21 protein-coding genes are annotated in these 17952 nt (G+C 36.3%); 3 read left to right on the forward strand and 18 right to left on the reverse strand.

Annotation, left to right across the window (positions count from 1 at the left end; genetic code table 11):
- Position 1 precedes the first annotated feature (1 nt).
- Positions 2-370, reverse strand: coding sequence for a twin-arginine translocase TatA/TatE family subunit (tatA, locus tag EVJ48_00840; GenBank protein RZV40500.1), 369 nt, complete (start codon positions 368-370; stop codon positions 2-4).
- 155 nt (positions 371-525) lie between these two features.
- Between tatA and EVJ48_00845 the strand changes: the two genes are divergently transcribed.
- Complete coding sequence (locus EVJ48_00845) at positions 526-1161, forward strand: 4Fe-4S cluster-binding domain-containing protein (protein ID RZV40501.1); 636 nt, start codon at positions 526-528, stop codon at positions 1159-1161.
- Positions 1162-1239: 78 nt separating this feature from the next.
- Here the strand turns inward: EVJ48_00845 and nth are convergent, their stop codons facing one another.
- The 11 genes from nth to EVJ48_00900 all read right to left on the reverse strand — a co-directional run bounded on the left by nth (position 1240) and on the right by EVJ48_00900 (position 10000).
- The gene (gene nth / locus EVJ48_00850) at positions 1240-1884 is read right to left on the reverse strand and encodes an endonuclease III (protein RZV40502.1); all 645 of its coding nucleotides are present in this window, start codon (positions 1882-1884) and stop codon (positions 1240-1242) included.
- A 12-nt stretch (positions 1885-1896) separates the two neighbouring features.
- On the reverse strand, positions 1897-2310 hold the full coding sequence (locus EVJ48_00855; protein RZV40576.1) for a nucleoside-diphosphate kinase: 414 nt from the start codon (positions 2308-2310) through the stop codon (positions 1897-1899).
- Positions 2311-2345: 35 nt separating this feature from the next.
- On the reverse strand, positions 2346-2897 hold the full coding sequence (locus EVJ48_00860) for a 2-oxoacid:ferredoxin oxidoreductase subunit gamma (GenBank protein RZV40503.1): 552 nt from the start codon (positions 2895-2897) through the stop codon (positions 2346-2348).
- A gap of 23 nt (positions 2898-2920) precedes the next feature.
- On the reverse strand, positions 2921-3748 hold the full coding sequence (locus EVJ48_00865) for a 2-oxoacid:ferredoxin oxidoreductase subunit beta (GenBank protein ID RZV40504.1): 828 nt from the start codon (positions 3746-3748) through the stop codon (positions 2921-2923).
- Positions 3749-3774: 26 nt separating this feature from the next.
- Positions 3775-4911, reverse strand: coding sequence for a 2-oxoacid:acceptor oxidoreductase subunit alpha (locus EVJ48_00870; protein ID RZV40505.1), 1137 nt, complete (start codon positions 4909-4911; stop codon positions 3775-3777).
- 31 nt (positions 4912-4942) lie between these two features.
- Positions 4943-5155 (reverse strand): 4Fe-4S dicluster domain-containing protein, encoded by a 213-nt coding sequence (locus EVJ48_00875; protein RZV40577.1) that lies wholly within the window; start codon positions 5153-5155, stop codon positions 4943-4945.
- Positions 5156-5315: 160 nt separating this feature from the next.
- Positions 5316-6191, reverse strand: coding sequence for a succinate--CoA ligase subunit alpha (sucD, locus tag EVJ48_00880; GenBank protein ID RZV40506.1), 876 nt, complete (start codon positions 6189-6191; stop codon positions 5316-5318).
- Between the two features lie 45 nt (positions 6192-6236).
- Positions 6237-7400, reverse strand: coding sequence for an ADP-forming succinate--CoA ligase subunit beta (locus EVJ48_00885; GenBank protein RZV40507.1), 1164 nt, complete (start codon positions 7398-7400; stop codon positions 6237-6239).
- Between the two features lie 42 nt (positions 7401-7442).
- Positions 7443-8003 carry a Fe-S-containing hydro-lyase gene (locus EVJ48_00890; GenBank protein RZV40508.1) on the reverse strand — a complete coding sequence of 187 codons (561 nt, stop codon included), beginning with the start codon at positions 8001-8003 and terminating at the stop codon, positions 7443-7445.
- Between the two features lie 43 nt (positions 8004-8046).
- Positions 8047-8886 carry a fumarate hydratase gene (locus tag EVJ48_00895; protein RZV40509.1) on the reverse strand — a complete coding sequence of 280 codons (840 nt, stop codon included), beginning with the start codon at positions 8884-8886 and terminating at the stop codon, positions 8047-8049.
- 85 nt (positions 8887-8971) lie between these two features.
- Positions 8972-10000 carry a cation transporter gene (locus EVJ48_00900; GenBank protein RZV40510.1) on the reverse strand — a complete coding sequence of 343 codons (1029 nt, stop codon included), beginning with the start codon at positions 9998-10000 and terminating at the stop codon, positions 8972-8974.
- A 166-nt stretch (positions 10001-10166) separates the two neighbouring features.
- On the opposite strand from EVJ48_00900, the gene EVJ48_00905 reads away from it, so the two are divergent.
- Positions 10167-11375: an MFS transporter gene (locus EVJ48_00905; protein ID RZV40511.1), complete on the forward strand. Its 1209-nt coding sequence runs from the start codon at positions 10167-10169 to the stop codon at positions 11373-11375.
- A gap of 38 nt (positions 11376-11413) precedes the next feature.
- Positions 11414-12268 carry a pyrroline-5-carboxylate reductase gene (proC, locus tag EVJ48_00910; GenBank protein RZV40512.1) on the forward strand — a complete coding sequence of 285 codons (855 nt, stop codon included), beginning with the start codon at positions 11414-11416 and terminating at the stop codon, positions 12266-12268.
- Here proC and maf read toward each other — a convergent pair.
- The 6 genes from maf to EVJ48_00940 form a co-directional block, all read right to left on the reverse strand.
- On the reverse strand, positions 12265-12867 hold the full coding sequence (maf, locus tag EVJ48_00915; protein ID RZV40513.1) for a septum formation protein Maf: 603 nt from the start codon (positions 12865-12867) through the stop codon (positions 12265-12267). The two genes, proC and maf, sit on opposite strands and share 4 nt — an antisense overlap.
- Before the next feature lie 8 nt (positions 12868-12875).
- Entirely contained in the window at positions 12876-13583 is a 708-nt protein-coding gene (locus tag EVJ48_00920; protein ID RZV40514.1) for a YggS family pyridoxal phosphate-dependent enzyme, read from the reverse strand.
- Positions 13580-13924: a HAMP domain-containing protein gene (locus EVJ48_00925; protein ID RZV40515.1), complete on the reverse strand. Its 345-nt coding sequence runs from the start codon at positions 13922-13924 to the stop codon at positions 13580-13582. Before EVJ48_00925 ends, EVJ48_00920 begins: the two co-directional genes overlap by 4 nt.
- Positions 13921-14391 (reverse strand): hypothetical protein, encoded by a 471-nt coding sequence (locus EVJ48_00930; protein ID RZV40516.1) that lies wholly within the window; start codon positions 14389-14391, stop codon positions 13921-13923. Before EVJ48_00930 ends, EVJ48_00925 begins: the two co-directional genes overlap by 4 nt.
- Positions 14392-14471: 80 nt before the next feature.
- On the reverse strand, positions 14472-16808 hold the full coding sequence (topA, locus tag EVJ48_00935) for a type I DNA topoisomerase (GenBank protein ID RZV40517.1): 2337 nt from the start codon (positions 16806-16808) through the stop codon (positions 14472-14474).
- Positions 16805-17866: a hypothetical protein gene (locus tag EVJ48_00940; GenBank protein RZV40518.1), complete on the reverse strand. Its 1062-nt coding sequence runs from the start codon at positions 17864-17866 to the stop codon at positions 16805-16807. The genes topA and EVJ48_00940 overlap by 4 nt, the downstream gene beginning before the upstream one ends.
- Between the last annotated feature and the right edge of the window lie 86 nt (positions 17867-17952).

The following is a 17952-nucleotide window of genomic DNA, read 5'->3' on the forward strand; positions in this document are numbered from 1 at the left end:
TTTAATTTTTGGAAGCTTTAGGTTTTGCCGTAGTTTTTGATTTTCTTTGAGTCTTAGTGCTTGAATCCGTTGCATGCGATTTTTTATTTTTAACCGTCGTTCTTTTTTTAACGGTTTTTTTTGTTTTTTGCGTTGTATTTTCAAGAAGATTAGAACTATTAGCGTTTAATTTGCTTTCAGGTTTTTCGGCGTCATGCTCGTTAATATCGTTAAGAGGATTTATCTGCTCTTTTAAATCGGACGAAGCTTTTTTGAACTCCCTCAATCCTTTACCTAAAGTTTTTCCGAGTTCCGGAAGTTTAGATGGTCCGAATATGAGCAATGCTATTACCGCTATAATGATTAATTCAGGTGCGCCTATTCCAAACATAATATTATATACCTCTCTTTCTTTTTTAATTATATAACAGTTAATCGAAATATTCAAATTTATTATTTACTTTAATCCTTCAATAGAACAAAAAAACCTCCCGAATATGTTATAATGATTAAGAAAAAGGTGAAACACCTTTTTCTAATAATTTTATGTTATACGTAAACGATATTTTTTACAGCATTCAGGGCGAATCTTCATATTCGGGATACCCTTGTAAATTTATCAGGCTTGCCGGTTGCAACCTTAAATGCGGTTACTGCGATACGCAAGAAGCGCTGGACACAAAAAATTCTAAACAGTTTGGTATAAACGATATAATAAAATCGGCATGCGGCTCAGGACCTGCCGGTATAAAACTTATTGAAATTACCGGCGGCGAACCTATGATGCAAAACGAATCGCTTGAACTTATGAACAAACTGATCGAACTAAAATATACGGTTTTATTAGAAACAAACGGAACTATAAGCCTGAAAAAAGTACATCATAGCGTTATTAAAATTATAGATGTAAAATGCCCGTCAAGCGGTCATTCAAAAGAATTTTTTTTTGAAAATTTAAAATATATAGGTCGAAACGATGAAATAAAATTTGTTATAGGAAGCAAAGACGATTATGATTATGCAAAAAATTTTATAACGGAATACTCTCTTTACTCGCTTAAGCTGATATTCTCTCCCGTCGAAGGCGCCGTTTCGCACGGCGAAATTGCAGGGAAAATATTAAACGACGGACTTAACGTCCGGCTGGGAGTTCAACTCCACAAGATTATAGGATTAAAATAGTCCTAAGATATTATCCTGTCGCCTTTACCGGAGAGCGTCATAATGTTATTAAAAACGAAAATACGGATGCCTGCTAATTTATTTATTATTTAAATTTTCGTAATATCGGCAGTAGTTTTTTAAAAAACATTCGGAACATTTCGGATTTTTTGCCATGCAGTAAGTGCGTCCGTGGTGTATCAGCCATCTGTGCATTTTCATCCATAGATTGGAAGGTATTATTTCGGTTAGGTCATTTTCGGTTTTTTCCGGCGTATTGGAATCGGCAAGCCCTATTCTGTTTGCAACGCGAAAAACATGGGTGTCCACGGGAAAACGTTCTTCGTTAAAATATGTGCCGAGAATAACGTTTGCCGATTTTCGTCCGACTCCCGGCAGTGAAACTAACGCATCAAAATTTTCCGGAACGCCGTTGTTATATTTTTTGGAGAGAATTTTTGATGTTTCAATGAGGTTTTTTGCTTTATTATGAAACATGCCGCATGTTTTAATCTCTTCTTCAAATTCTTGCAGATTTTTTTTGGCCAAATCGGAGGGTTTAACGTAAACTTTAAAAAGTTTATCCGTTATTATATTGACTCTTTTATCGGTGCACTGTGCGGAAAGAACTACGGCTATTAAAAGCTGAAAGGCATTATTAAAGTTTAAAAAAGGCTTTAACTCGCCGTAGTTCTTTTCAAAAAGATTTATAACCTTATCGGTATATCGATATTTCAATATTATTAATAATTAATTTTATAATATTTCAAAAACGTTAAAAAAATAAGAAATTTCAAATTTTGCGGATTCTATAGAATCCGAACCGTGAACGACGTTTCTTTCGATGCTTTCCGCAAACATTTTTCTTATGGTTCCTTCTTTCGCATCTTTAGGGTTTGTAGCACCCATTATTTCTCTGTTTTTTAATATTGCGTTTTCGCATGATAGCACCATAGGAATAATCGGTCCTTCTGTCATAAAATCTACCAAGCTGGCAAAAAAAGGCCTTTCTTTATGTATATAATAAAAGCCTTCAGCTTGTTTTTTTGTAAGATGAACTTTTTTCATAGCTTTAATTTCAAAACCGTTTTCTTCAAATACTGAAATAATTTTTCCGCATAAACCCTTTTTTACGCCGTCGGGTTTAATTATAGAAAGCGTTTGCTCAATCATTAATGCTCCTTTAATGTTTTAATTTAAATATTTTAACTTTTCTTAACTTCTTTTGCCAGCCTGAAACCAATTTCTAATGCTTTTTTGTTATAATCTTCAAATCCTTTAGGCACTCTTTTCATTAAAGCTTTTTCAATGGAATCGTGAGATACTATTCCCGATATTTCGACTAAAACTCCAAGGGATATAATATTTAATCCTAAAAGTTTTCCGAGTTCTTCTCTGGCAGACTTAACCATGTCTAGCACATATAGTTTGCCTTTTGCATTAGAAAAATCCGTTACGAGTTCTTTATCGACTATAACTATACCGTCGTCTTTTACGTCGTTTATATACTTATTAAAAGCTTCCTGAGTTAACGATACCATATAATTAACTTTCGTAGCCTTAGGATATTCTATGGGGGCGTCGGATATGATAACTTCCGATTTACTAGAGCCCCCCCTTGCTTCAGGTCCGTAAGACTGTGTTTGAACAGCATTTTTATTTTCGTAAATTGCAGCTGCTTCCGCCAAAATAATACCCGCTAATATCAAACCCTGTCCACCGGAGCCGGAAAACCTGAATTCTATTCTGTCGCTCATATTTATAACCTCTTTTATAATTATTATTTTGTTTTTAATAATTCTAATTTTTTATGATATTCGCTGCAAAATTCAGGGTTGTCTTTTGTTTCAAACAATACTCCCGTTTTAAATCTTCCTGTAAGTTCTTCCGGAGACATATTTTCGGCGGAACGCGCAGGAATCGCTTTTTCTTTTTGATATTTAATCATTTCCACCGGAGATTTCATCTTATTTCTTCTTCCGTATGAAATATGACAGTTTGTTATTACGTCTAACACAGAAAAACCAGTATGGGTTAATGCGTCGACCATAAATTTTTCGAGCTGAACTGCATGATAAGAAGTCGATCTGCCTACCCAAGTCGCTCCTGCGGCTTGAGCTAAATTACAAACGTCGAAAGGAGGCTCGATACTTCCGAAAGGCGTCGTAGTAGCAAAACTGTCAAGAGGCTGAGTCGGAGAATACTGTCCGCCCGTCATTCCGTATGTATAGTTGTTAAAAACAATCAAGGTCATATCTATATTTCTTCTTGCGGCATGAATAAAATGGTTTCCTCCTATAGCTAGAGCATCTCCGTCGCCCGAAATAGTGATAACTTTAAGTTTCGGTTTATACATCTTAATGCCTATTGCAAAAGTAAGTGCCCTGCCGTGAGTAGTATGAATAGTATTAAAATCGACGTAGCCGGGAAGCCTCGATGCGCATCCTATACCGGAAGTTATAACGACTTCGTCTTTGGAATAACCGCATTTATGTATCGCCCTTAAAAGAGCTTTTAAAATAATTCCGTCTCCGCATCCCGGACACCATATATGCGGCAAAGTATTTTTTCGCAGATAATAATCATAATTAAATTTTGTTTTTATCATTTTTAAATCTCCCTGATTTAAAATTATTAATTTTCGGATACCTCTTTAATTTTGGCAAATATCTGATCCGGAGTAATAGGTTCTCCGTTTGTTACATGCAACCCGTAAACTTTGCTTCCGCATGCGGCTCTTTGAACTTCTAATATTATCTGTCCCATATTCATTTCTACGACCAATACTTTTTTAATTTTTTTAGAAAGATTAGAAATCTGCTCTTCAGGGAAAGGCCAAATGGTAATAGGCCTGAACATTCCGACTTTTATGCCTGCCGCTCTTGCCATAGAAATTGCCTGTCTGACCGACCTTGAAGTGGAGCCGTAAGCTACTACAAGAATATCTGCGTCGCCGGTCATGAATTCTTCAAATTTTTCTATATCTTTAATGTTTTTATAAATTTTATCTATAAGCCAGTTTTCGGCATTTTGAATAACATCGGTTTTTTGAGACGGGAAACCTGTTTCTCCGTGGATAAGTCCGGTAACATGATAACGATAGCCTTCTCCCATAGGAGCAAGAGGAGTTACTTTGCCTGAAGTATAATTATAAGGATTATACTTTTCTGGCGGGACATCTGGTAATTTAAGGTCGATAATTTCAACTTCGCTTTTGTCCGGAATTACTACTTTTTCCCTCATATGTCCGATTATTTCGTCTGTTAACAGAAGTACCGGCGTTCTGTATTTAACTGCTAAATTGAATGCGCGAATAGTTTCATAAAGAGATTCGTTTACGCTAGAAGGAGTAATGGCAATTATTGCGTGGTCGCCGTGGGTTCCCCATTTAGCCTGCATTATGTCGCTCTGAGACGGAAGCGTCGGCAGTCCCGTCGAAGGCCCTCCCCTCATAACGTTAACAATAACGCAAGGTATTTCGCACATAGAAGCATAGCCGATGTTTTCCTGTTTAAGAGACATACCTGGTCCGGATGTTGCCGTAATAGCTTTTGCGCCTCCGAGAGCTGCTCCTAAAACCGCTCCCAAAGCAGCGATTTCGTCTTCCATCTGAAGAAAGACTTTTCCAATTTTTGGCAGTTTGCTTGATAAAAATTCCGCTACTTCCGAAGAAGGAGTAATAGGGTATCCCGCAAAAAAATCACATCCGGCAATGATTGCGCCTTCCGCAACCGCTTCGTTTCCCTGCATTAATTTTATATTCTTGCTCATAATTTTATTTCCCTCCGTTGTTAACTATGTTTTATTCTACGCTAATAGAAAAATCGGGACATAAGTATTCGCAAATATTGCATTTTGTGCACTTTGAAATATCTGCTACTTCGGCCACTTCTTTATTCATGACGAGGACGCCTTCCGGGCAGAACGCTACGCATATTTCGCATCCTTTGCAGTAATTAACGATTATGTCGATTTTTACGTCTTCTTTTTTTCCTTTCCCCGAAACCTCCTTTATAGTAAGATTATTTTTTGTTTTGACTTCGGTTTCTATGCCTTCGCATACAACATAGTTAGCAGGACTTAACGCCGCCGTATTATTTTCGGTTTTATTCGTTTTAATATTTTCTTTTCCGTGCACTTTAACCTCCTATAAAAAAGTTAATAAAATAATAAAATTAAATATTTAAAGCTTTTTTTACGGTTTCAGCTATAACGGAAGGATTATCGGCAATATAAATTCCGTTTTTTTCCATAGTTTTAAGTTTATCCGACGCAGTTCCTTTCCCCCCTGAAATTATTGCGCCTGCATGTCCCATTCTTTTGCCTGCCGGAGCAGTTTTACCCGCAATAAATCCAATTACGGGTTTTTTCATATGGTTTTTAACGTATTCCGAAGCTTCTTCTTCCGCCGTTCCGCCTATTTCTCCAATCATAACCACGGCATCGGTTTCAGGATCCTGTTCAAACATTTTTAAGAAAGATATAAAAGGAGAACCGATTATAGGGTCGCCCCCGATTCCTACGCATGTAGTTTCGCCGAATCCTGCTTTGGTAAGCTGATTAACGGCTTCATAAGTAAGGGTGCCGCTTCGCGACAATACTCCTACCCTGCCTTTTTTGTGAATAAAACCCGGCATTATTCCAATTTTACATTCATCCGCCGTTATAATGCCGGGGCAGTTTGGTCCAATCATCAGCGATTTTGAGCAGTTAAGCGCCGCTTTTACGTTAAGCATATCTATAACGGGTATTCCTTCGGTAATACAAACTATTAAAGGAATTTCGGCTTCTATAGCTTCTATGACTCCGGCCGCCGCGAAACCTGCAGGAACGAATACCATAGTCGCGTCGATTTTATGCTCTTTTTTAGCTTCTTTTATAGTATTGTAAACGGGAACTGAATCGTTAAATAAAGTTTTGCCTTTAAAGGGAGTTACCCCCGCCGCGACTTTGGTTCCGTATTCTATACATTTTTGCGCATGGAACGAACCTTCCTTGCCGGTTATACCCTGTACTAAAACATTCGTGTTTTTATTTACGAGAATACTCATAAAATTTAATCCTTTAATAAATTATTATTTAAAATAAAAACGTTATCAACCGTTAACTATTTTTGAAATCTTTTTTGCTCCGTCGGCAAGACTTTCAGCCGATACGAAATTCATGCCGGAATTTTCGATAATTTTTGCCGCCTCATCTGCGTTAGTCCCTTCAAGCCTTACGACGACCGGAAGTTTTAAGCCTATATTTTTAGCCGCCGATACGACGCCTTCGGCTACCATATCGCATTTTACTATGCCGCCGAAAATATTTATAAATATTCCTTTTACGTTTTTATCGGATAGAAGAATATTGAAAGCAGTTTCAACCCTTTTTGCGTCTGCGGTGCCGCCGACGTCTAAAAAATTTGCAGGAGCCGCCCCAAATTCTTTAATAGTATCCATCGTAGCCATGGCCAAACCCGCCCCGTTTACCATGCATCCCACGTTTCCGTCCAACTTGATATAATTTAGCCCTACGCTTTTTGCTTTCACTTCCAGCGGCTCTTCTTCGTCTTCGTCTATTAGATCTTTAAAATAAGGATGCCTGAAGTCTGCATTGTCATCCAATATTATTTTAGCGTCAAGCGGAATAAATTCGTCCGAGCCGGTTAAAATAAGCGGATTAATTTCAAGCATAGAGATATCTTCCGCTATAAATGCCCCGTATAAAAGATTAATAAGTTTGGAAAACCCGCCGAATAAATTTTTATCTATACCTAAAAATAAAGACATTTCAAGAATATGGTAAGATTTTAAACCATACAGCGGATTAACCGAAACCGTCAGTATTTTTTCCGGATGATTTTTAGAAACTTCTTCTATTTCCATTCCGCCTTCGGCGCTCAGAACAAATGCTATTGCCGCATTTTTTCTGTCGACGGTAAGCGATAAATAAAATTCTTTTATAATTGCGGCACCTTCTTCGACCAAAACTTTTTTGACTAATTTGCCTTCTTTGCCGGTTTGGGCCGTTACAAGATTCATCCCTATCATTTTTTCGGATATAGATTTTGCTTCGTCGGCGGATTTTGCTATCTTAACCCCGCCGCCTTTTCCCCTGCCGCCGGCATGAACCTGAGCTTTTACGACGGCTACCGAAGACGATAAAGTTTTATATGCGCTGTAAACTTCATCAGGTTTAAAGCATAAAATAGATTTAAGGGTTTTAATTCCATGCTTGTTTAATAATTCTTTTGCCTGATATTCATGAATATCCATAGTTATAGTTCCCGTATAGTTAAATTTGAATTATTGTTTTTATTAACGATATTTATCTTTATACTTCTCCCTGCCTTCTTCGTAAAGGTCTCCGCCGTAAACGTCGTTTACCACGATTGCCGGAAAATCGACGACGGTCAGCTTTCTAACTGCTTCCGACAGCAGGTCTTCATATGCTATAACTTTACTTGACGTTATCGTTTTCGATATTAAAGCTCCTGCGCCTCCGATTGCCCCAAAATAAACCGCTTTATATTTTTTTATCGCTTCTTTTACTTCGGCAGACCTTTTGCCTTTGCCTATCATCCCTTTTAAGCCGTGTTCTAATAGAAGCGGAGCATACTTATCCATTCTGTAGCTGGTGGTCGGTCCTGCAGAGCCGATAACTTCCCCCGGTTTTTCAGGAGTCGGACCAACGTAGTAAATTATCTGACCTTTAAGTTCAAAAGGAAGGGGTTTATTTTCTTCGATAAGTTTGACTAACCTGGAATGAGCCGCATCTCTCGCCGTATAGATAGTTCCGTTGATAAGAACCTCATCGCCGGTTTTTAACTTCGATATAATTTCGTCGTCTAAAGGGGCAGTTATTTTTATTAGGCTCATTTTTTTAAATTTATTATAATTAATTAATAGTTTAATAATATAACTATAAAATAATTTCCGAATGTCTGTGGGAATGACATTCGACGTTAAGCGCTACCGGCATGCTGGCAATGTGGCAAGGTTCTTTTGTTATATGAACCCCTAAAACGGTGCAAACTCCGCCGAATCCCATAGGTCCCGTTCCGATATTATTAATTTTTTCAAATATAATTTTTTCCATTTCCGCCAATTCCGGATCGGCATTAGGCTCGTTTAATTTTCTAAAAAGCGACTTTTTTGCAAGAATAGCCGACCTTTCAAAATTTCCTCCTATGCCGATTCCGACTATATTAGGAGGACATGGATTAGGTCCGGCCGAACGCATTGTTTCGACCGCAAAGTCGATTATTCCGTCTTTTCCGTCGGAAGGGCGCATCATTTTAAGGGCGCTCATGTTTTCGCTGCCGCCGCCTTTTGCGGCATACATTATTTTAATTTTTTCGCCGTCCGTAAATTCGTAATGAATTATCGCGGGGGTGTTATCGCCGATGTTTTTTCTGGAAAGCGGATCGCATGTCGATTTTCTCAAAAATCCTTCCGAATAGCCCAATCTTGTGCCTTCATTTATTGCATTAGTGATGTTTTTGTCTTCAACTGCAACTTCTTTACCTATTTCGACGAAAAAAACAGCAAGACCCGTATCCTGGCATAAAGGTTTAGATTCGTTTTTTGCAATCTCGGCATTTAATAAAATTTTGTTCAAAACCGTTTTACCCTGTTCGGATATTTCTTGTCCAAAGGCAGTTTTAAGTCCGTTATACGTATCGTCGGGCAAGTTGACGCTGGAGTGAATTATTAAATTTTTAACGGCGTTTGAAATTTCTTCGGATTTTATAATCCTCATAGTCGATATAATTTATAATTATTTTTTTTGGTTATAAATATTTTACATTTTTTTAAAATTAATTCAAGTAAAAAATAAACCGTTATTATAAATTTTTATGAATGCAGAAACTGTTAGTCATATCGCAGGCAGATAATTCAGGCTGAATTACCGTGTGGTTTATTTTAAATTTTTCCTCCATAACGTCTTGGATGTTATTTATAATACAGCAAATATCCGAAGATTTAACGACGGTCGGTTCGACGAGTACATGGGCGCTCATAAGCTTAAAAGATTTTGACATACTCCATATGTGAAGGTCGTGGACATTTTTTACGCCCGGAGTTTTTAATATTTCCTCTTTGACTTGGGTAAAATCAATTTCTTTCGGCACTCCTTCAAGCAAAATGTTAATAGTTTCGTTAATCACCGAAAATGCGCCTAAAGCGAGAAGAGGCGATATCATAAGGCTTATAATCGGATCTATATAATAATAACCCGTTAAATAAATAATTATTCCGCCGGCAATAATCGATAAAGAAACCAAAGAATCGCCGAGTATATGGAAAAAAGAGCTTTTAAGATTTAAATTATGATGCATTCCGCCGTGTATTTTAAAACCTATAAAACCGTTAATAATTAAGCTTATAAGGGGGAAAATAATCATAATATGCGAATTGATTTTTTCGGGATGCATCAGTCTTAAATAGCTTTCGTATATTAAAATGGCTGAAAGTATAAGGAGTAAAAGGGAATTTAAAAGAGCGGCGAGTATTCCTATTCTGTGGTAGCCGTAAGTATTTTTTTCCGAAGGGCTTTTTCTTACCTGTATCTGTGCAAACCATGCCAAAAAAAGCGACGACGCATCGACTAAAACATGTCCAGATTCGGAATATAAAGCCATGCTTTTAGATAATAGGGCGCCCGTAAATTCAACCGCCAGTATTACCAAGGTCAGCAAAAAAGCTAATTTAAGTTTTTTTTCGGTTTGAAACGTTTCCGTAAAGAGGTTTGATGAATTGCTATGGTCATGATTATGTAGATGGTTAAGATTATGATTGCGGCTGTCGCTATGATTATGAATCTCTCCATGTACGCCGTATTCATTATCATCGTAAGAACAGATATTAGCCATAATGAAAGAATTATAGCATATTTTTAACCGCAGCGCCAAAAAATCGATTCAGATGCAGAAGTTATAAACAAATGCCGATTTAAAATTTATAAATTTTTTCATCCGGATTTAGGAATGCAATAAGTAATTGCTAACGACAGGATAAATTTAGTAAAATAACAAAACAATGAAGAAAGAAGAAAAAGAAACTATTTCGCTTTTAAGTTTTTCCCATTTTTTTTGCCATGTGGCAATACTTACATATCCGGCGATATTAATACTTATTAAAACTAAATTTAACGTAAATTATGAAACGCTTGGAGCTATTGCAGGCATTTACCTTTTTTTATTCGGCGCCGGATCGTTGCCCGTAGGTTTTATAGCGGATAAAATAAAAAAGAAACATATTTTGCGGGTTTATCTCGGCGGAATGGCTTTATTTTCTTTTGCGGCGGCTTTAGCGCCTAATTTTTTTATTTTCTCGCTGTCTATAATACTTATGGGGTTGATAGGGAGCATTTATCATCCTGTAGGTTTAAGCATGATGTCGTTTATAGGAAGCGATAAGCTCAGGGCGTTTGCTATACACGGCATAGCCGGCACTCTCGGAGTAGCTTTAAGCGCGGGTTTTGCCGGAATACTCGGTTATTTTTTCGGATATAATTTTCCGTACATGATACTCGGCATAATTTTTTTAATGATGTTGGCATGGTCTTATATTCTGAAACTGCAGTCTTCGGACTACGCTGAAGCATCCGAAATAACAAAAGGTATAGAAATAAAAAAAAGTTCGTCAAACATAAAAGCATTTCTTAATGAATTTTTTCATTTAAACCTGATGCTGATTTTTATCGCCGAGTTTTTGAACGGATTTGTTTTTCAGGGCGTATTTTCTTTTTTACCGGCTTATGTAGGAACTGAGCTTAAAAACTATATCTTTTTTCATAATCAAGCCGCCGCGGCAGGAGGGTTTTTTGTAACTTTTGCCCTTCTGGTAGGAGTTTTGTTTCAATATAACAGTACCAGAATAACGAAGAATTATAAATCAAACAGGGCTTTTGCTTTTTTAGTGCTAATAAGCGGAATTTTTCTTTTAATTTCCGGTTTTACCCACGATATTTTACTTTTTATTTCTGTTCTTGCATTTTCCGCTTTTAATTTCTCCATAAACCCTATTTCAAACCTTATGATAAGCGAAAACGCACATGAAAAATTCAGGGCTGCGGCATACGGCGTTTTTTTCTTTTCCGGTTTCGGCATAGGTTCGGTCGCGGCTCCCATAGGCGGCATAATAGCCCAAAAATTTGCGCTTCACTGGATTTTTGTCCTGTATGGAGTTATACTTCTTGTATCTTTTGGAGTGTCTTCGGCTATTAAAGAAGGAATATATAAATAAACTCAAATAAAAAAAATGAAAAAAATAAGGAGGACATTATGACAACAAAGAAAACTTCCATAGGTTTTATAGGAGCCGGCAACATGGCTTACGGACTAATAAAAGGAATAACCGGATCGAAATCCCGCGACTTAAAAATTTTTATTTACGATACCGACCCGTCGAGAGCCGACTTTGTAAAAAACTCTCTTGGAGTTAATTCTTTAAACAGCGTAGGCGAAGTAGTGGAAAATTGCGATATCGTTTTTATAGCCGTAAAACCTTATTCGGTGGAAAGCATCGTCGAAGTTGCGGCGGGGACTTTAAACAAATTGAAAAACGGAAATAATATTCCCGTGTTTGTTTCAATTGCCGGAGGCGTAAAAATAGATTTTATAGAAAGCGTATTTAAAAAGACGCTTAAAAACAATTCTTTTTTAAAAATATTCAGGATTATGCCCAATATAAATTCTTTAGCGGGAAAAGGAATAGGCGCAATGTGTTATAACGCCGGCGTATCCGAAGATGACATAGCCGAAGTTTCCGAAATACTGGAGCTGTCGTCGAAAATCATTCGCTTGGACGAAAAATATTTTGACGCCGTAACCGCTCTTAGCGGAAGCGGTCCCGCTTATATTTTTTTAATTGCGGAAGGACTTATAGAAGCCGGAGTTAAACTTGGACTTCCTAAGGATATTGCAAAAGAATTAAGTGTGCAGACTATACTAGGCTCCGCGGAACTTTTAAACAGTCCCGAATTTTCTAAGACTTCGACGAAAGATTTAAAAGATATGGTAACTTCGCCCGGCGGAACTACTGCATACGGACTTGCAAAACTAGAAGAAGGGCGCATTAAGTATGTTCTGGATTCTGCCGTCAATGCGGCATATTTAAGGGCAAAAGGATTGGTTTAAATATCATATTGCGGAAGATTATATTCTTTTAAAAGTTGCAAAAGTTTTTGCGTCGGAAGGCCGAGAACATTTTCAAACGAACCGCTATATGATTTTACTATTCCGTTTTCGTCTTGAATTCCGTAACTTCCGGCTCTGTCGAAAGGCTGATGGTCGGATATATAAGAATTTATTTCTTTATCGCTTAAAGGTTTTATCGTAACCAAGGTTTTATCGTAATCGGTAACGCCGATATTTTTATCTACGTTTACTATGCTTATTCCGGAATAAACTTCATGCGTTTTTCCGGAAAGGTCTTTTAACATGTTAAAAGCGTCATCTAAATTAAGAGGTTTTCCGTAAGCTTTGCCGTTAAAAAAAATAACTGTATCCGCACCTATAATATAGCTGTTTTTATAATTAAAGGCAACGCTTTCCGCTTTCATTAAGGCTAATTGCCGGACGAAATTTTCTATAGAAATATTTTCTTTTAATTTTAAATCTTCAAACTTAGGTTCATCGGTTATATTGTGATTTACCGCAATAAAATTAAACCCCAATTTTTTTAATAACGATATTCTTCTTTGGGAAGACGAAGCAAGAACGTATGCAGTGTCCATCTTTTAATTTATTTTTTTAATTTAGTAGGCCTGCTGCCGAATATTACGGTGCCTAATCTTACTATCGTTGCTCCTTCTTCTATTGCGGCTTCAAAATCGCCGGACGTGCCCATGGAAAGAACGGAAAGCTTATATTTATAAACGGATTTTAAGTTTATTTCGTCGATAAGCTCTTTTAAATGTTTAAAGTATTTTCTGCTTCCGCTTTCAAGCGGCGGCATAGTCATAAGTCCTGCGGCTCTAATATGTCGAAATTTATTTATTTCGGATATTAAACCGGTTAATTTTTCGGGCAATATTCCTCCTTTTGTTTTTTCTCCGGCAAGATTTACTTCTATTAAAATATTAGAGGTTATATTTTTTGCGGCTGAATGTTTTTCTATAATTTCTGTAAGTTCGATACCGTCCACCGAATGTATTAAATCAACTTTTCCGATAATATATTTTACTTTATTTTTTTGGAGGCGTCCTATAATATGCCAGATAATATCTTTTTTTTGGCTGAGCGTTTCAAATTTGGACAAAAATTCCTGAACGTAATTTTCTCCGAAAACTTTTACTCCGCTCTTTGCGGCTTCAATTATTTCATCCGCTGTTCTTGTTTTTGAAGCCGCAAGGAGCGTTATATCGGAAAAATTCCGGCCGCTTTTTAAGGCGGCGATTTTAATCTTCTCTTTAACGTTATTTATATTGTCCGATATCGGAATATTTATCATCTGCCTCTTTTCAGAAGTTCCATCGCTTTTTTCAGGCTGACCTGCATCCTGTTAAAAGATTTTGCAAGCGAACCTATCTCGTCGTTTCTGGGATGTTCGATTTCTTCTTCAAAATACCCCTTAGAAATTTCGTCGGCTAATTTAGACATTTTTGCTATCGGTTTAATTATTGCACTTTTTATAATAAAATAAAGGAATAAAATTATAAGAACTATAAAAATTACAGCTATGATTAAGGTTCCTGTTATAGAAACGGCAACAGGTTTTAAGGAATAAACTAACTTTATGCCGCCGAGAATATCCCCTGAAGAAGCTTTTGTATGACACGTAAGGCAGTTTATGCCTCTTGAATTTGTTTTTGCAACGAAAGAACGCCTACTTTAATTTCATACGGCAAAAAGTTTTTTGAAATTATTTCAGTTTGAATTTTGCTTGAGTTTAATATTTTATCATCGAACTTAGATTTAGAATTAGGCATTTCCTCCCTTAGTCCTTTCCCAAATTCCATGTTTACTACATTCCCCCTAATAACCTGGAATTTTTTGACGCCTTTTATTTTTTTATAAATAGAAAAAAGCTGTTTTCTATCCCTTTTTTTCATTATAGTTCCGTTAAGCATCATTGCATTAAGGCTGGAAAGAGTGGTTTTTGCTGTAACTATGGCATCATGCTTCGTTAAAGAAATAGCCAGCCGATAAGTATTGAAAACAATTAATGCAATCGGAATGATGACTAATAATAAGAGGGGAACGATAATTTTAGTTTTGATAGATACGTCTTTAAATGCTTGAAAAATGCTTTGCGACATAAGACACCTCTAAAATAATTAAAATAATATAATTTAATAAATAAAATATAATAATAGTTTAATTTTTTTATAAAATCAAATTATTGTTTTTCGGCTTTTTCCGGCAGCATCCATGATGCATATTCGCATTTAGGATAGTTAGAACAGCTGAAAAATTTTCTTCCCTTTTTTGTTCTTTTTTCTACAAGATAACCGCCGCATCCGGTAGGGCAAGGTATTTTGGATTGATTAACTTTTACCGGAATCGGTTTAATATTTTTACACTCCGGATATCCGCTGCATGAAAGAAATTTTCCATATCTGCCCGTTTTTATAACCATAGGCTTTCCGCATTTTTCGCAGATTTCTCCCGTTTCTTCATTTTCAGGTTTGATGTTTTCGCCGTCTTGACTTATTTTTTTTATTTCTTTTGTGTTTTTACACTCCGGATATCCGCTGCAGGCAAGAAATTTGCCGAACCGCCCCATTTTTATAACCATAGGCTTTCCGCATTTTTCGCAGATAACGTCGGTAGGTTCCGACGAACCCTTTATGTTTTTAATATTAACTTTGGCGTCTTTAAAGTTTTTCATAAATTTGTCGTAAAAATCGGCAAGCAGTTCTTTTCTGTTTAATAGTCCGTTTTCGACGTCGTCTAATTTTTTTTCCATATTAGCGGTGAATTTCAAGTTTATTATATCGGAAAAACCGGATTTTAAAATATCGGAAACGGTCATTCCAAGTTCCGTAGGTTTAAATTTTTGAGTTGTACTCCCTTTTTTTGCGGTATCTGCCGATTCAGTGGTCATTACGACGTAATCTTTTGTCTTAATGTTGGCTATTATGCTCTGGTAGGTAGAAGGCCTTCCTATGCCGTTTTCGTCTAAAGCCTTGACTAAGCTTGCTTCGGTGTATCTAGGCGGAGGAGAAGTAAAATGCTGAAAAACGTCGGCTTTTTTTATGGAAGCAGGGTCGCCTTTTGAAAGCAGTTCAAATATTTTAATTATAGAAGAAGGATGGTTTTCGTTTTGCGTTTGTTCGATATTGCCTTCTTCTAAAACTTCTTTGTTTTTAAGATTTTCATTGATAACTTTCTGAAAGCCGTCGAATTTTAATATACTTTCGGTAGTCTTAAAAATATATTCGTCTTTTTCTTTATTTTTAACGCTATATGTTCCTTTTAACGTCAGCGAGTACTGGTCGTAAATACTCTGGCTCATAAAAGAGGCGGTAAAATACGTCCATATAAGATTGTATAGTTTAAATTCGTCGGCGCTTAGGTATGCTTTGATTTTTTTAGGCGTCAATAAAATATTAGTCGGTCTGATAGCTTCGTGCGCATCCTGAACTTTTTTGGCGCTTGCGGTTGTTTTGCTTTTTTTGGGAGAATTTTTATCGGCAATATAGTCTATGCCGTAAACTTCGTTTATAAATTTTTTGGCTGCCGATGCCGCTTCGTCAGATATTCTAGTGGAATCGGTTCTCATGTATGTAATAAGACCTACCGGACCTAGAGATTTTTTGCTTACGTTTTCTACCGCCCCTATTTCGATGCCTTCGTAAAGTTTTTGCGCTACGGACATTGTTTTCTTTACGGGAAAATGAAGTATTTTTGCGGCTTCCTGCTGAAGGGTGCTCGTTATCAAAGGCAGAGCGGCTTTTCTGTAAGTCTGCTTTTTCGATATGTCTTCGATAGAATAATCGTTTTTTATCGAAAGAAGCCTGTTTTTCAATTCTCCGGCTTCTTTTTCGGATTTAATTTCAGGGTCTTTTCCGTTTATTTTAAACAGTTCGCCTTCGATATCGGTAGAAAATTTTTTCTTATCTCCGCCTTGAATTTCAAATAAAGCCGTTACCGTCCAGAATTCTACTTTGACGAAAGCGTTTATTTCTTTTTCTCTTTCTACTATAAGATATAGTGCGACGGATTGAACTCTGCCGGCCGAAAGGCCTCTTCTTACTTTATCCCACAAAAAAGGACTGAGGTTGTAACCGACTAAACGGTCTAAAATTCTGCGCGCTTTTTGGGATTCGTACATAGATTCGTTTAAGACGGCGGGATTTTTTATGGCTTCCAAGACTTTATCTTTGGTAATTTCATGAAAAAGAACCCTTTTTATATCCGGCTTTTTGCCGTTAATTTCGTCTATAATCTCTTTTATGTTCCACGCTATGGCTTCCCCTTCGCGGTCGGGATCGGGAGCCAGATAAATAATATCTGCTTTTTTTGCAAGTTTTTTAATTTCATCTACGGTTTTTTCCTTTCCTTTTATTATTTCGTACTTAGGTTCGAAGCCGTTTTTAATATCCACCCCTATAGAACTTTTGGGTAAATTTTTAATATGACCCACAGTTGCTTTGACTATAAAATCGGACCCTAAATATTTATTTATAGTATTTGCTTTAGAAGGCGACTCTACGAGAACTAAATTTTTCATATTTTTTTTATTATTCCTCCGGGCAGCCTTTCTATTTCCGAATTTATTTCAAGTATAGAAAGCGCTCTAATAATTTCATTTTCATTTGCTTTTAATCTAATATTGCTTAGTTTCAATAAATTGTCAATAGTAATATTTTCTTTTGTTAAAGAATTTATTATAAATTTGCTGATAACTTCATATTCTTCCGGTACGTCCGTTCCGTAAGCGGCGGCGTCTTTTTGGGTATTTGCATTCGCAGTTGCAGTTATAGTTATGTTTTTTTTGTAATTTTCTTTGCCGAGAAAAATTTTTACTTTCTTGCCGGCGCCTTTAAATTTTTTTATTAAACTTGCAAGAGAGCTATTATGCGACAGATAAAGTACGGCCATCTCTTGCGACAAATGAAAAGCGAGACTGTTTCTTAAGGCAAATCCGTATTTTGAATTTTTTGCAAAAGGGTCTAAAGCCGAAATTTGAGGAAATTTGAGATTTAATTGTTTCTGCTTATTTTTATATGCATATGCCGATTTTAGCAGAGAATATGGTTTAGTTGTTAAAATAAAAATATCTTCAGTGAATTTATCCGATAATTTTTCCATAAATTCGTTATCGGCAGATTCGTGTATTCCTAGGCATAAAGAAGAAAATTTTTGATTACCGCCTTTATCTTTGCAATAAAGATAAAGTTCGTTTATTAACGAAGAATCCGGTTTAAAAATATTCGTGCCTTCATACCTGGACGACGTAATAAATAACCCTTCATTTAATTTTTTTAATGGATTTTTTGAATAAAAATTTTCAAATAAATCTTCCGGATCATATATATGCAAAAATTCAGGCAAAGAAACGGAAATATTTTGTTTGCGGCCGTAATTTATAATGCGGGAAGTTTTTAAAGGTTTGATTTTTAATTCTCTTAATAAATTTATTTCGTTTTCGGCATCGTTTTTTAGCTTTTCATAAAAATCGTACTTTTTTAAATCGGAGATATTGACCGCAGCCTTTTTTTTATCGGCAGTTTCTTTTGCGGGTCCCTCCCGTTTTGCATTTATATATATCCTGTAATTTTTATACAATTCACAATATTCGGCATTCATAAGAATAATAATAAAAAAATTTAAAAAATTATATAATTTATAGTCTTTTAAAGAAAATAAAATAA

It is taken from the genome of Candidatus Acidulodesulfobacterium acidiphilum, assembly GCA_008534395.1.
GTDB lineage: Bacteria > SZUA-79 > SZUA-79 > Acidulodesulfobacterales > Acidulodesulfobacteraceae > Acidulodesulfobacterium_A > Acidulodesulfobacterium_A acidiphilum.

Bases quoted from the DNA above. Each gene is read 5' to 3' on its own strand.
- EVJ48_00895 (RZV40509.1), bottom strand. From the start codon at position 8,886: ATGAGGATTATAAAATCCGAAGAAATTTCAAACGCCGTTAAAAATTTA.
- proC (RZV40512.1), top strand. From the start codon at position 11,414: ATGACAACAAAGAAAACTTCCATAGGTTTTATAGGAGCCGGCAACATG.
- sucD (RZV40506.1), bottom strand. From the start codon at position 6,191: ATGAGTATTCTCGTAAATAAAAACACGAATGTTTTAGTACAGGGTATA.
- EVJ48_00860 (RZV40503.1), bottom strand. From the start codon at position 2,897: ATGAGCGACAGAATAGAATTCAGGTTTTCCGGCTCCGGTGGACAGGGT.
- tatA (RZV40500.1), bottom strand. From the start codon at position 370: ATGTTTGGAATAGGCGCACCTGAATTAATCATTATAGCGGTAATAGCA.
- EVJ48_00890 (RZV40508.1), bottom strand. From the start codon at position 8,003: ATGAGCCTAATAAAAATAACTGCCCCTTTAGACGACGAAATTATATCG.
- topA (RZV40517.1), bottom strand. From the start codon at position 16,808: ATGAAAAATTTAGTTCTCGTAGAGTCGCCTTCTAAAGCAAATACTATA.
- EVJ48_00885 (RZV40507.1), bottom strand. From the start codon at position 7,400: ATGGATATTCATGAATATCAGGCAAAAGAATTATTAAACAAGCATGGA.
- EVJ48_00865 (RZV40504.1), bottom strand. From the start codon at position 3,748: ATGATAAAAACAAAATTTAATTATGATTATTATCTGCGAAAAAATACT.
- EVJ48_00930 (RZV40516.1), bottom strand. From the start codon at position 14,391: ATGTCGCAAAGCATTTTTCAAGCATTTAAAGACGTATCTATCAAAACT.
- EVJ48_00870 (RZV40505.1), bottom strand. From the start codon at position 4,911: ATGAGCAAGAATATAAAATTAATGCAGGGAAACGAAGCGGTTGCGGAA.
- EVJ48_00920 (RZV40514.1), bottom strand. From the start codon at position 13,583: ATGATAAATATTCCGATATCGGACAATATAAATAACGTTAAAGAGAAG.
- EVJ48_00845 (RZV40501.1), top strand. From the start codon at position 526: ATGTTATACGTAAACGATATTTTTTACAGCATTCAGGGCGAATCTTCA.
- maf (RZV40513.1), bottom strand. From the start codon at position 12,867: ATGGACACTGCATACGTTCTTGCTTCGTCTTCCCAAAGAAGAATATCG.
- EVJ48_00900 (RZV40510.1), bottom strand. From the start codon at position 10,000: ATGGCTAATATCTGTTCTTACGATGATAATGAATACGGCGTACATGGA.
- EVJ48_00905 (RZV40511.1), top strand. From the start codon at position 10,167: ATGAAGAAAGAAGAAAAAGAAACTATTTCGCTTTTAAGTTTTTCCCAT.